At 61.9% G+C, this 12,489-nt stretch carries 10 protein-coding genes; 6 read left to right on the forward strand and 4 right to left on the reverse strand.

The window, feature by feature from the left end; translation table 11 throughout:
* Positions 1-139: 139 nt before the first annotated feature.
* The 5 genes from HU773_RS25985 to yccS all read left to right on the forward strand — a co-directional run bounded on the left by HU773_RS25985 (position 140) and on the right by yccS (position 7,703).
* Entirely contained in the window at positions 140-1,030 is an 891-nt protein-coding gene (locus tag HU773_RS25985) for an alpha/beta fold hydrolase (RefSeq protein WP_057444320.1), read from the forward strand.
* A gap of 36 nt (positions 1,031-1,066) precedes the next feature.
* Positions 1,067-2,494 (forward strand): multidrug transporter subunit MdtD, encoded by a 1,428-nt coding sequence (mdtD, locus tag HU773_RS25990; RefSeq protein WP_057960848.1) that lies wholly within the window; start codon positions 1,067-1,069, stop codon positions 2,492-2,494.
* A 131-nt stretch (positions 2,495-2,625) separates the two neighbouring features.
* Positions 2,626-3,963, forward strand: a complete 1,338-nt coding sequence (gene dbpA, locus HU773_RS25995; RefSeq protein WP_232545553.1) for an ATP-dependent RNA helicase DbpA — start codon at positions 2,626-2,628, stop codon at positions 3,961-3,963.
* Between the two features lie 158 nt (positions 3,964-4,121).
* The gene (locus HU773_RS26000; RefSeq protein WP_057440244.1) at positions 4,122-5,300 is read left to right on the forward strand and encodes a BaiN/RdsA family NAD(P)/FAD-dependent oxidoreductase; all 1,179 of its coding nucleotides are present in this window, start codon (positions 4,122-4,124) and stop codon (positions 5,298-5,300) included.
* A gap of 219 nt (positions 5,301-5,519) precedes the next feature.
* Positions 5,520-7,703 carry a YccS family putative transporter gene (yccS, locus tag HU773_RS26005; protein WP_057440243.1) on the forward strand — a complete coding sequence of 728 codons (2,184 nt, stop codon included), beginning with the start codon at positions 5,520-5,522 and terminating at the stop codon, positions 7,701-7,703.
* A 78-nt stretch (positions 7,704-7,781) separates the two neighbouring features.
* Here yccS and HU773_RS26010 read toward each other — a convergent pair whose 3' ends face one another.
* Positions 7,782-8,519: a substrate-binding periplasmic protein gene (locus HU773_RS26010; protein WP_057440242.1), complete on the reverse strand. Its 738-nt coding sequence runs from the start codon at positions 8,517-8,519 to the stop codon at positions 7,782-7,784.
* A gap of 257 nt (positions 8,520-8,776) precedes the next feature.
* Between HU773_RS26010 and HU773_RS26015 the strand changes: the two genes are divergently transcribed.
* Complete coding sequence (locus tag HU773_RS26015) at positions 8,777-9,229, forward strand: GNAT family N-acetyltransferase (protein WP_057960849.1); 453 nt, start codon at positions 8,777-8,779, stop codon at positions 9,227-9,229.
* Positions 9,230-9,325: 96 nt separating this feature from the next.
* Here the strand turns inward: HU773_RS26015 and HU773_RS26020 are convergent, their stop codons facing one another.
* From HU773_RS26020 to HU773_RS26030, 3 genes are read right to left on the reverse strand one after another with little or no spacing between them, the layout of a single operon-like run.
* On the reverse strand, positions 9,326-9,622 hold the full coding sequence (locus tag HU773_RS26020; protein WP_038444032.1) for a winged helix-turn-helix domain-containing protein: 297 nt from the start codon (positions 9,620-9,622) through the stop codon (positions 9,326-9,328).
* 17 nt (positions 9,623-9,639) lie between these two features.
* Positions 9,640-10,146: a M48 metallopeptidase family protein gene (locus HU773_RS26025; RefSeq protein ID WP_057440240.1), complete on the reverse strand. Its 507-nt coding sequence runs from the start codon at positions 10,144-10,146 to the stop codon at positions 9,640-9,642.
* A gap of 42 nt (positions 10,147-10,188) precedes the next feature.
* The gene (locus HU773_RS26030) at positions 10,189-12,309 is read right to left on the reverse strand and encodes a putative bifunctional diguanylate cyclase/phosphodiesterase (protein WP_186624956.1); all 2,121 of its coding nucleotides are present in this window, start codon (positions 12,307-12,309) and stop codon (positions 10,189-10,191) included.
* Positions 12,310-12,489: the final 180 nt, after the last annotated feature.

Consider the following 12,489-nt stretch of genomic DNA (forward strand, 5'->3'; position numbering starts at 1 on the left):
AGCATCCCGTTGGTTGGCGGACTGTTGTCGACGCTCGAAAACCTCGTTATAACGGTTAGTGGCATCCCGCCACTCTCAACCCATTTGTTCGCAAATGATGCATGACCTCGCCCGGGACTGGGCGAGCCGGAGCGTTGACATGTACCAAGGAAGTTTTGTCATTGATAAGTTGTTCAAGCACTACAACGTTCACGTAGAGCAATTGGGTAACGATCCGCAACGCAAGACCGTGCTGTTGGTCAACGGCGCGCTGTCCACCACCCGCTCATTCGCCCGCACCAGCAAGTGCCTGGCCGAGCATTTCAATGTGTTGATGTTCGACTTGCCGTTTTCCGGCTATTCGCGCCCCCACAACACCGATCTGGACCTGGTGACCAAGGACGACGAAGTCGAGATCCTGCGGGCGCTGGTGGAGCGTTTCCAGGTCAACCACCTGGTGTCGGCCTCCTGGGGTGGCATCTCGACCCTGCTGACCCTGGCGCACAACCCGCCTTCCATCGAAAGCTCGGTGGTGATGGCCCTGGCACCCAATCTCAACCCGGCAATGCTCGAATATGTGGAGCGGGTGCGGGTGCTGATCGAGGCCGATGACAAGTCTGCCGTCGGCCACTTGCTCAATGAGACCGTCGGCAAATTCCTCTCCAGCCGGCTCAAGCGCAATAACCATCGGCACCTGTCGACCATGGCCACCACCGAGTACCGCCAGGCGCGCTTTCATATTCATCAGGTGCTTGCCCTGGGCGATGGCAACTACCTGCCGCAATTGCGCCAGATCGAAACCCCAGTGCATTTTCTCAACGGCACGCTGGACGAATACACCCCGGCCAATGAAGCCCAACTGTTCAAGCAATACGTGGGCCGCAGCAGCTTTGCCAGCGCCGAGCACACCGGCCATTTGCTCGACCTGGAGTCGCGGGAGGCGGCGCTGGCGGTGCATCGCGCGCTGATCGACTTCCTGGTGGGCAAGGACGTGGCCATCGCTGATATAGACGAACCGCCAGTGGGAAAATCGGCAGAGGTTGGCGCATAATCGGCAACCCATAGCCTGCTAACAAAAAGGGATCTCATGCCGAATCGTGTCGTGCTCGATGCCAAGACCGCCCGCTGGTTACCCTGGGTGGTAGCGATTGCCTTCTTCATGCAGTCGCTCGACGGCACGATTCTCAACACGGCACTGCCCGCCATGGCCGAGGACCTGGCGGAAAACCCGCTGCGCATGCAGGGCGTGATCATCGCCTACATGCTCACCGTGGCCTTGCTGATCCCGGCCTCGGGCTGGATCGCCGACCGTTTCGGCACCAAGAAGATTTTCTTCGGCGCGATCATGCTGTTCAGCATCGGCTCGCTGCTGTGCGCCCTGTCCAGCAGCCTGAGCATGCTGGTGGGCGCACGGGTGATCCAGGGTCTGGGCGGCGCGCTGATGCTGCCGGTGGGCCGGCTGGTGGTGCTGCGCGCCTACCCGCGCTCGGAGCTGGTGCGGATCATGGGTTTTATCACCATTCCCGGCCTGCTCGGCCCCCTGCTCGGCCCGACCATGGGCGGCTGGATGGTGCAGTACCTGACCTGGCACTGGATTTTCCTGATCAACCTGCCGGTGGGCATGATCGGCTGCTACGCCGTGTGGAAATTCATCCCCGACCTGCGCGGCAGCGAGCGTACTCGCTTCGACAGCCTGGGCTTTTTGCTGTTTGGCGCGGCAATGGTGCTGATCACCATTGCCATGGAAGGCCTGGGCGAGCTGCACCTGCCGCACTTGCGCGTGATGTTGTTGCTGTTCGGTGGCATGGCGTGCCTGGCGGCCTACTGGCTGCGCGCCGGGCATATCGAAAACCCACTGTTCTCGCCGGTGCTGTTCAAGACCCGGACCTTTGCCGTGGGCATTCTCGGCAACCTGTTCGCGCGCCTGGGCAGCGGCGCCCTGCCGTTCCTCGTGCCGTTGCTGCTGCAGATCGCCCTGGGTTACTCGCCGTCCCAGGCCGGGATGAGCATGCTGCCCCTGGCGGCAGCGGCGATGGTCGCCAAGTCGGTCGCCCGGCCGTTGATCGAACGCCTGGGCTATCGCGTCGTGCTCACCGGCAACACCCTGCTGCTGGGCATGATGCTGGCGAGCATGGGCCTGGTCAGCGAACAGACGCCCTACCCGCTGTTGCTGGCGATGCTCGCGGTACTGGGGGCGATCAACTCCCTGCAATTTACCGCGATGAACACCGTGACCCTGATCGACCTCGACGATGCCCAGGCCAGCAGCGGCAACAGCCTGCTGTCGGTGGTGGCGCAACTGGCCCTGAGCCTGGGGGTGGCCTGCGCCGGTGCCCTGCTTGGCGGGTTTACTGCCCAAGCCGGTAACGATGGGGTCAACACCGTGCTCGAGGCGTTCCAGTTGACGTTCCTCACCGTGGGCATCATGGCGATGCTGGCGGCGGCGATCTTCTTGCAATTGTCGCCAAAAGACGGCAAACGAGTGGTCAGCCGCGAGCACGACATTGAGCATTAGGCGGCGTCTCGTCTAGAACTTGCAGGGAAATTCCCACGGGGCTGGTACACTGCGCGACATTTTGTTTTTGCAGAGCCTGTCCCGTGACCACCATCGCCACCGCTTTTAATACTTTGCCGCTCTCCGCCGCCATGCTGGCTAACCTTGACTCGCTGGGTTATGCCGAGATGACGCAGATCCAGGCGCAAAGCTTGCCGGTGATCCTCAAGGGGCTGGACCTGATCGCCCAGGCCAAGACCGGCAGCGGCAAGACCGCCGCCTTCGGCATCGGCCTGTTGAACCCGATCAACCCGCGCTACTTCGGTTGCCAGGCCCTGGTGATGTGCCCGACCCGCGAGCTGGCTGACCAGGTGGCCAAGGAAATCCGCCGCCTGGCCCGCGCCGAAGACAACATCAAGGTGCTGACCCTGTGCGGCGGCGTGTCCCTCGGCCCGCAGATCGCTTCCCTGGAGCATGGCGCCCACGTCATCGTCGGCACCCCGGGCCGCATCCAGCAACACCTGCGCAAGGGTTCGCTGGTGCTGGACGGTTTGAACACGCTGATCCTCGATGAAGCCGACCGCATGCTCGACATGGGTTTCTACGACGCCATCGAAGACATCATCAGCAAGACCCCGGCCCGTCGCCAGACCCTGTTGTTCTCGGCCACCTACCCGGTGAGCATCAAGCAACTGGCCTCCAAATTCATGCGCGCGCCGCAGCAGGTCAAGGCCGAAGCGTTCCACTCCGATGAGCAGATCGAGCAGCGTTTCTACGAAATCTCCCCGGAAGAGCGCATGGACGCGGTGACCAAGGTGCTGTCGCACTTCCGTCCGGCCTCTTGCGTGGCCTTCTGCTTTACCAAGCAGCAAGTGCAGGAAACCGTGGATCACCTGACCGCCAAGGGCATTTCTGCAGTCGGCCTGCATGGCGACCTGGAACAGCGCGACCGTGACCAGGTGCTGGCAATGTTCGCCAACCGCAGTACTTCGGTACTGGTGGCCACCGACGTGGCGGCCCGAGGCCTGGACATTGACTCGCTGGACATGGTGATCAACGTCGAACTGGCCCGCGATTCGGAAATCCACATTCACCGCGTCGGCCGTACCGGGCGTGCCGGTGAGACCGGGATCGCCATCAGCCTGGTGGCGCCGTCCGAGGCACACCGTGCCCAGGCCATCGAACTGCTGCAAAAGGCCCCGCTGAACTGGGATCAACTGAGCAACCTCAAATCACAGGGCGGCGCGCCGCTGCTGCCGGTGATGAGCACGTTGTGCATTGCTGCCGGTCGTAAAGACAAGGTCCGCCCAGGCGACATCCTCGGCGCGCTGACCGGTGAAGCCGGGATCCCGGGCGCCCAGGTGGGCAAGATCGCGATCTTTGACTTCCAGGCCTATGTGGCAGTGGAGCGTAGCGTCGCCAAGCAGGCGTTGCAGCGCTTGAATGACGGCAAGATCAAGGGCCGTTCGTTGCGCGTGCGGATCCTGTAAAGCTCTTCGATTCAATGGAGATCCAATGTGGGAGCGGGCTTGCTCGCGAATGCGGTGTACCAGTCGCCAGATGGGGTGGCTGACAGCCGTATTCGCGAGCAAGCCCGCTCCCACATTTCTGATTGCATTTGAGATCAATATTTTGTGAGGACACCGTTTTGCGCTCGACCGAAGTTGTGATCATTGGCGCTGGCGCCGCAGGCTTGATGTGCGCGCTGACCGCCGCCGGGCGTGGGCGCAAGGTGATGTTGATCGACCATGCGAACAAGGCCGGCAAGAAGATCCTGATGTCCGGCGGTGGCCGCTGTAACTTCACCAATATGTACACCGAGCCTGCCAACTTCCTCTCGCACAATGCGCACTTCTGCAAATCCGCCCTGGCCCGTTACACCCAGTGGGATTTCATCGGGCTGGTGGCCAAGCATGGCGTGCCGTACCACGAGAAGAAGCTCGGCCAGCTGTTCTGCGATAACAAATCCAGCGACATCCTCGGCATGCTGCTCGACGAATGCATCCAGACCGGCGTGAGCCTGCACCTGGACACCTCGATCCAGGAGATCGCCAGGCTCGACAGCGGCTACCAACTGCAGACCACCCTCGGCGAGTTGCGCTGCGAGTCCCTGGTGATTGCCACCGGTGGCCTGTCGATTCCGACCCTGGGCGCCACCGGCTTTGGTTATCAGGTGGCCAAGCAGTTCGGCCATGAACTGCTGCCGACCCGTGCAGGCCTGGTGCCGTTTACCATCACCGATCAGCTCAAGGAACTGTGTGGCGAGCTGTCCGGCACCTCGGTCGATTGCCTGGTCAGCTGCAACGACCAGAGCTTTCGCGAGAACATTTTGTTCACCCATCGCGGCCTGAGCGGGCCGGCGATTTTGCAGATCTCCTCGTACTGGGAGCCCGGCGACACGGTAGAAATCAACCTGCTGCCCGACCACGACGCCCACGCCTGGCTGCAACAGCAACAGGCCGAGCGCCCCAACAGCGAACTCAAGACCCTGCTGGGCGAGATCTTCACCAAGAAGATGGCCAACCTGCTGGCCGAGACGTGGTTTGTGTCCAAACCGATGAAGCAGTACACCCACGCCGAACTGGCAGATATCGCTACCAAGCTGGGCAGTTGGCAATTGGTCCCGGCCGGCACCGAGGGCTACCGCACCGCCGAAGTCACCCTGGGCGGGGTGGATACGCGGGAAGTGTCGTCCAAGACCATGGAGTCGCTGAAAAGCCCCGGCCTGTACTTTATCGGCGAAGTGCTGGATGTGACCGGGCACCTGGGCGGGTTCAACTTCCAGTGGGCCTGGGCTTCGGGGTATGCGGCGGCGCAGTACGCCTGAACGGTAATGTGATCAACTGTGGGAGCGGGCTTGCTCGCGAATACGGTGGGTCAGTCAGCTCATTCAGCGACTGACACTCCGCATTCGCGAGCAAGCCCGCTCCCACAGTTTGATGGGGTGTGCCAAAACAATTTTTGCTTATGAATGTGATCGCCACGCTTGCCGTGACGTCATTACTGGCTCAATTTAGCGGCATCGTCCCGGAAGACCCCAGACTTCATGTCCTCGACCTCGTTCAAGCAGTCCATGCGGCGCCTTTGGGCACTGGATAAGTTCAGTTACAGCGTACGGGTGTTTATCGCCCTCACCGGCAGCATGGCGCTGTGCTGGTATCAGGATGAAATGTCGCTGCTGATCCCGCTGTTCCTGGGGATTATCGCCAGCGCCCTGGCCGAAACCGATGACAGCTGGCAGGGCCGCCTCAATGCGCTGGCGGTGACGCTGGTGTGTTTCAGCGTGGCGGCGCTGTCGGTGGAGTTGCTGTTTCCCTACCCGTGGATTTTTGCCATCGCCATCGCCCTGGCGAGTTTCTGCCTGACCATGCTCGGCGCCCTGGGCGAGCGTTATGGCGCCATTGCCTCGGCCACTTTGATTCTGTCGGTCTACACCATGATCGGCGTGGACCAGCGCGGCGGCGCCGTCACCGACTTCTGGCACGAACCCTTGCTGCTGGTGGCCGGTGCCGCCTGGTACGGCGCGCTGTCGGTGCTGTGGCAGGCAATGTTTTCCAACCAGCCGGTTCAACAGAGCCTGGCCCGGCTGTTTCGCGAGCTGGGGCGTTACCTCAAGCTCAAGTCATCGCTGTTCGAGCCCATTCGCCAACTGGACGTCGAAGCGCGGCGCCTGGAGCTGGCACAACAAAATGGCCGGGTGGTGGCGGCGCTCAATGCGGCCAAGGAAATCATCCTGCACCGTGTCGGCAATGGCCGGCCGGGTTCCAAGGTCAGTCGCTACCTCAAGCTGTACTTCCTGGCCCAGGACATCCACGAGCGCGCCAGTTCCTCCCACTACCCCTACAACGCCCTGGCCGAAGCCTTCTTCCACAGCGATGTGCTGTTCCGTTGCCAGCGCCTGCTGCGCCAGCAAGGCAAGGCCTGCCAGGCCCTCGCCGAGTCGATCCAGCTGCGCCAGCCGTTTGTCTATGACGCCAGCTTCGCCGAGGCCCTGGGCGACCTGAATGCCTCCCTCGAACACCTGCGCATCCAGAGCAACCCGGCCTGGCGTGGCCTGCTGCGTTCGTTGCGCGCGCTGGCGGCCAACCTGTCGACCCTCGACCGCCTGCTCAGCGACGCCAGCAACCCCGACAGCCTGGCAGATGCCAGCGACAGCAGCCTGCTGGACCGCTCGCCGCGCAACCTCAAGGAAATGTGGACGCGCCTGCGTACCCAACTGACCCCGACTTCGCTGCTGTTCCGTCACGCCCTGCGCCTGCCCCTGGCGCTGAGTGTCGGCTACGGCATGGTGCATTTGATCCACCCGTCCCAGGGCTACTGGATCATCCTCACCACCCTGTTCGTCTGCCAGCCCAACTACGGCGCCACGCGGCGCAAGCTTGGCCAGCGGATCGTCGGCACGGCCATCGGCCTGACGGTGGCCTGGGCCCTGTTCGATCTGTTCCCTAACCCCTTGGTGCAGTCGATGTTCGCCATCGCCGCCGGGCTGGTGTTCTTTATCAACCGCACCACCCGCTACACCCTGGCCACCGCCGCCATTACCCTGATGGTGCTGTTCTGCTTCAACCAGGTGGGCGATGGGTATGGGCTGTTCCTGCCGCGCCTGTTCGATACCTTGCTCGGCAGCCTGATCGCCGGGCTGGCGGTGTTCCTGTTCCTGCCGGACTGGCAAGGCCGGCGCCTGAACAAAGTGCTGGCCAACACCCTGACCTGTAACAGCATCTACTTGCGCCAGATCATGCAGCAATATGCCGCCGGCAAGAGCGACGACCTGGCCTACCGCCTGGCCCGGCGCAATGCGCACAACGCCGACGCCGCGCTGTCCACCACCCTGGCCAATATGCTGATGGAGCCGGGGCACTTCCGTAAGGAAGCCGACGTTGGCTTCCGCTTCCTGGTGCTGTCCCACACCTTGCTCAGTTACCTGTCGGGGTTGGGTGCCCACCGCGACACCCAACTACCGGCCGATGTGCGCGAGCACCTGATCGAAGGCGCGGGCAAGACCCTCGCCACGAGCATCGACGAAATCGCCAGTGGGTTGGCGAACAAACAGCCGATTGCGGTGCAGAGCGATGCCGAGGAAGCGCTGGCAGTGGAGCTGGAGCAGATGCCGGATGAGATCGACGAAGCACAGCGCCTGGTGCAGACGCAGTTGGCATTGATCTGTCGGCAACTGGGGCCGTTGCGCACGCTGGCGGCGCATTTGATCAAGGAAACCAGTGCGGCTTAGAGCCCTATCGCGAACAAGCCCGCTCCCACATTTTGATCTGCGAATACGGGCATGCTCGCGATCGCGGCCTCAAGAACACTACATCCCGTGTTGCTTGAGAAGACGCGCATAACTGCCATCTGCCTTCATCCGGGCAATCTCCCGATCAAACCCGGCAACAATCTGCTCATGCCTGGGGTTTTTCAGGCTGACCAGAATATGCAGGCTGTTCTCGCTCAAGGTCTTGGGCAGGAACTCCACCGCGTTGCGCACCCTGGGTGATTCCCGCGCCAGGTGAAAACGCGCGACATACTCATCCTCGACCGTCAGCCGCACGCGCCGGGCCGCGAGCATGCGCACGGCCATGGCGAAGTTATGCACCGGGACTTTTTGCAGTTGGGGATCGGCATCGAACTCGGCCGAATAGGCGTAGCCGCGTACCACGGCGACGGGATAGTCATGCAGTTGCTGCAGGTTCTGGAACTCGATGGGATCATCACGGCGCTTGATAAAACGCACGCGGTTGAGCAGGTACTCGTCGGAAAACTGCCCCAACTGCGTACGCGCCTCGTCGTACCAGGCATTGATCAACACGTCATAACGCCCGTCGCCCACCCCCATCAACGCCCGCGCCCACGGCACTTGCTCGAAATCGCTGGCAAAGCCGGCACGCGCCAGGGCGGTGCTGACGATATCGGTGGCCAGCCCGCCATTGAGCAGGGTCGCATCGGTAAACGGCGGCCATGCATCTGCCACCAGGCGCAAACGTTCTGCGGCCACCGTCGGGACCAGCAACAGCAATACCAGCAAAGCAACGGCACGAGACAGTCGCAGCATGCTTAATGTCCTTGCACAGCGGGCAGTTCCTTGCGGGCAATGGCGTCTGGAAGAACAATGCCCAGGCACCTGACTGTAGCTTATCGCTCGCGGTGTACAGCAGATTACACAAAGAACTGAACCGCGAAAGCACTCAATGATGGCAAATTGACGTCATTCACAAAAAATAAGGTTTCACAGGTGTTTATGCCACCCCCCAAGACAGTTGCCGGCCAGGGCATTACTATCCAGGCCAGGTCTTTATGCGAGATGGAACGATGACTGTCGATTGGGTTTGCAAGCACCACAATGATCTGGGCAAGGAACAGCTCTACGCCATTTTGCGTCTGCGGGCAGAGGTATTTGTCGTCGAGCAGAAATGCATCTACCAGGACATCGACGATCAGGATCTGGAGGGCGACACCCACCACCTGATGGCCTGGAAGGACAACCAATTGGTGGCTTACCTGCGCCTGCTGGACCCGGAGCTGCATGGCGGTGACGTGGTTATCGGCCGCGTGCTGGTGGCCGAGGCAGCCCGGGGCACTGGCCTGGGCCACCAGATGCTGGAGGAAACCCTCAAGCAGATCGACGATATCTGGCCGCAGACACCGATTTTTCTTTCAGCCCAGGCGCATTTGCAGGGGTACTACGGCAGATATGGGTTCAAGGTCGAGGGTGAGGAATACCTGGAGGATGATATTCCGCATATTGGGATGCGGCGCGCTTGAGGATGCTATCGCGGGCAAGCCCGCTCCCACAGGTTGATTGCGATCAAATGTGGGAGTGGGCTTGCCCGCGATAGCGTCAGACCTGCCAACCCAGTTTCAGGGATAACCCAACACCTGCTTGACCTGCACCAGGTTGCGCTCGATCCAGCCACGGTCAATCGCCCCCCAATCGCGAATCCGATAGCGCCCGGCATGATTGCGGGCGCCGTCTTCCTGCTCGAACTCGCAGACGATATCCAGGTCCGCCAACGCGGCGATGGTGTCCTGGGCCGTGCGCCGGGGCATGCCGGTCACTTCGGTCAACGCCGGGACGCTGCTGGCCAATTGGCTGTCGATCAGATACGCCACATACAGGCGGCGGTAGAAACTGCTCTTGGTCTTGCTCACATCCATGCTCGCTTCCTCTTGGTTCAATCCCGCGCTGCGCCCTGCAAGTCGCGATAGGTCAGGTACACCCGCAGGTCGAATTCCACCTGATGGTAGCCGGGCAACATATATTCGCAGAGTTTGTAGAACGCCTTGTTGTGGTCCGATTCCTTGAAGTGCGCCAGCTCGTGGACAACGATCATCTTCAGGAACTCCGGCGCCGCGTCCTTGAACAACGCGGCGATGCGGATCTCTTTCTTGGATTTGAGATTGCCGCCCTGCACCCGCGAAATCGTGGTGTGCAGGCCCAGGGCGCGATGGGTCAGGTCCAGGCGGTTGTCGAACAGCACTTTGTCGATGGCCGGTGCATTGCGCAGGTGCTCCTGCTTCAGGGCCAGGGCGTAGCTGTACAGCGCCTTGTCACTCTGCACCGCATGGCGCTCGGGGTAACGCTGGTGCAGGTAGTCGCCTAATTGATCTTTGGCGATCAATTGGCGCACTTGCTCTTGCAGGGCGGCGGGATAGGCCTGGAGGTATTTCAGCGCAGTCATGGGTTCGAACGGCAGGGGCGTGAGGCCGCCAGTGTAGCGAATTCAGCAGGGGCCTGCGCGCAGCGCGAAAGGCTGCGGCCACTGGGAAATATCGTCGGCCATCAGCGACGGGGCCACCAGCGGGCCCTGGATGAATTGGCAGCCATTGGCCTGCAGCCAGTGGCATTGCTCAAGGGTTTCCACGCCCTCGGCAATCACCAGCAAGCCGAAGTGCCCACACAGCTCGATAATACTGCGAGCCAGCGCGGCCTCCCGTGGCGAGTTGAGTACGCGGGCAACCAGGCCGGGGTCGAGCTTGAGCGTGTCGAACTCCAGGTCACGCAGATGCGCCAGGGAGCAGTTGCCCGAGCCAAAGTCATCGAGGGCTATTCGCACCCCCAGGCGCCGGAGTTGCTTGAGCTGCTTGGTGGACTCTTCGATATTGTGCATCAGGCTTTCTTCAGCTATTTCCACTTCCAGTTGCCGCCCCTGCAACCCATGTCGCTCCAGTGCCTGCTGCAGCTGGGTCGCCAGGTTGGGCATATTGAACTGGCTGCTACTCAGGCTCACGCTCAGCACCCAGTCGTCACTCATGACCGGGGCCCAGGCGTGTCGCGCCAGCGCCACCTGGTGGAAGATCCAACTGCTGAGCTGACTGATCAGGCGCGCCTCCTCCAGCAAGGGCAGGAACAACCCGGGCGGCACATCGCCGACACTCGGGTGCTGCCAGCGCAACAAGGCTTCGACCCCGCGCAAGTGCCCGTCCACCAGGGACACCTGGGGTTGGTACACCAAGGTCACCTGCTTATGGTCGATGGCCTCGCGCACACTGCTTTCAAGCATCAGGCGCGAGCGGGCCCGGCCGTTCATTTCCTGATCGTAATAGCGATATTGCTGACGCCCGGCGCGCTTGGCTTCGTACATGGCGATATCGGCAGCGCGCAGCAGGCCGCTCAGGTCGCGGCCGCAATCGGGGAAGATGGCAATGCCGATACTGACCCCCAGCATCACCTCCAGGCCGTCCACTTGCTGGCAGATCGACACCCGCTCGATCAACTGTTCGGCAAGCTTGGCAGCCTGCTCCGGGTATTCCAGTTCCAGCAACGCGACGAACTCATCCCCACCAAGGCGGCCAAGAATGTCGCAACTGCGCAGGCACAGCGCCAATTGCTCCGAGACCCAGCGCAGTACCCGGTCGCCGGCATCGTGCCCTACGGAATCATTGACCCGCTTGAAGCCATCCAGGTCCATATACAGCAGCACCGTGGCATGCTCGCTGCGCTCGTTGCGCAACAGGATCGTCTCCACGGTCTGATAGAAACCACGCCGATTGAGCAAACCGGTGAGGGGGTCAGTGACGGCCTGGGACTCCAGTTGCTGATGCAGATGGCGCACTTGCGACATGTCCTGCACGGTCACCACCATGGCCTTCTGTTCGCGGGGCAAGGGCGCACAGGACATGGCCACCGGCAGTTGCTGGCCGGGCGCCGTGCGCAGGATCGCGTCATGCAGGCGCCAGGTTTCACCGCGCAGGTAGCCGGTGTACAACTCGCAGGCAAACCAGTCGGGCATATGGGGTTTTTGCAGGAAGCCCAGGAACGCCTGGCCTTGCAACTCGCCCACCGTGGCGTTGAGCAGTCGCGAAATAGCCGGGTTGGCGTAGCTGATCACCCCGTCTTCGCCCACCACCAGGATGCCCTCGGCGGCGTTGTCGAGCACCGAGGCATTGAAGGCCCGGGCCAGCTCCAGGTCATGACTCAAGCGCTGCAAGGCCCGCCGGTTGCGCTGATGCTCCAGCAAGGCCTGGACCTTGGGCTTGAGGATCAGCGGGTCGAAGGGCTTGAACAGGTAGTCGATAGCGCCGCTGGCATAGCCCTCCAGCACTGCGGCGGGCGATTGCTCAGTGGCACTCAGGAAGATGATCGGGGTCATGCGGGTGCGCTGGCTGCCGCGCATCAAGCGCGCCACTTCAAAGCCGTCCATACCCGGCATCCGCACATCCAGCAGCACCAGGTCCACGTCAGTTTCGAGCAAAAGCCCCAGGGCCTCCTCGCCGGAGGCTGCCGTCACCACCTGCCAGTCGTCGCGCTGCAGGAGCGCGCGCATGCTGATCAGGTTTTCCGGGTAGTCATCGACCACCAGGAGCACTGAGCAGCCTTCGGCCGGGGTTGGAGCGCATTCCATGCTGCATCTCTTCCTTGAGGGTTCATTCCGGTCATTTTTGCGACAAAACCGGACATTCAATGTGGAGTCACTCTAGCCTTGGATCCCATAAAGCAGAAGGTGCGCCGATGCCATCATTGCGCCAAAGGCCACACAACCGACTAACGGTCAGCGCCTACAGCCCACGGATTACGGGAAGGA

The organism is Pseudomonas shahriarae (genome assembly GCF_014268455.2).
Taxonomy (GTDB): Bacteria; Pseudomonadota; Gammaproteobacteria; order Pseudomonadales; family Pseudomonadaceae; genus Aquipseudomonas; species Aquipseudomonas shahriarae.

Bases quoted from the DNA above. Each gene is read 5' to 3' on its own strand.
- HU773_RS25985 (WP_057444320.1), top strand. From the start codon at position 140: ATGTACCAAGGAAGTTTTGTCATTGATAAGTTGTTCAAGCACTACAAC.
- mdtD (WP_057960848.1), top strand. From the start codon at position 1,067: ATGCCGAATCGTGTCGTGCTCGATGCCAAGACCGCCCGCTGGTTACCC.
- dbpA (WP_232545553.1), top strand. From the start codon at position 2,626: ATGCTGGCTAACCTTGACTCGCTGGGTTATGCCGAGATGACGCAGATC.
- yccS (WP_057440243.1), top strand. From the start codon at position 5,520: ATGTCCTCGACCTCGTTCAAGCAGTCCATGCGGCGCCTTTGGGCACTG.
- HU773_RS26010 (WP_057440242.1), bottom strand. From the start codon at position 8,519: ATGCTGCGACTGTCTCGTGCCGTTGCTTTGCTGGTATTGCTGTTGCTG.
- HU773_RS26015 (WP_057960849.1), top strand. From the start codon at position 8,777: ATGACTGTCGATTGGGTTTGCAAGCACCACAATGATCTGGGCAAGGAA.
- HU773_RS26020 (WP_038444032.1), bottom strand. From the start codon at position 9,622: ATGGATGTGAGCAAGACCAAGAGCAGTTTCTACCGCCGCCTGTATGTG.
- HU773_RS26025 (WP_057440240.1), bottom strand. From the start codon at position 10,146: ATGACTGCGCTGAAATACCTCCAGGCCTATCCCGCCGCCCTGCAAGAG.
- HU773_RS26030 (WP_186624956.1), bottom strand. From the start codon at position 12,309: ATGGAATGCGCTCCAACCCCGGCCGAAGGCTGCTCAGTGCTCCTGGTG.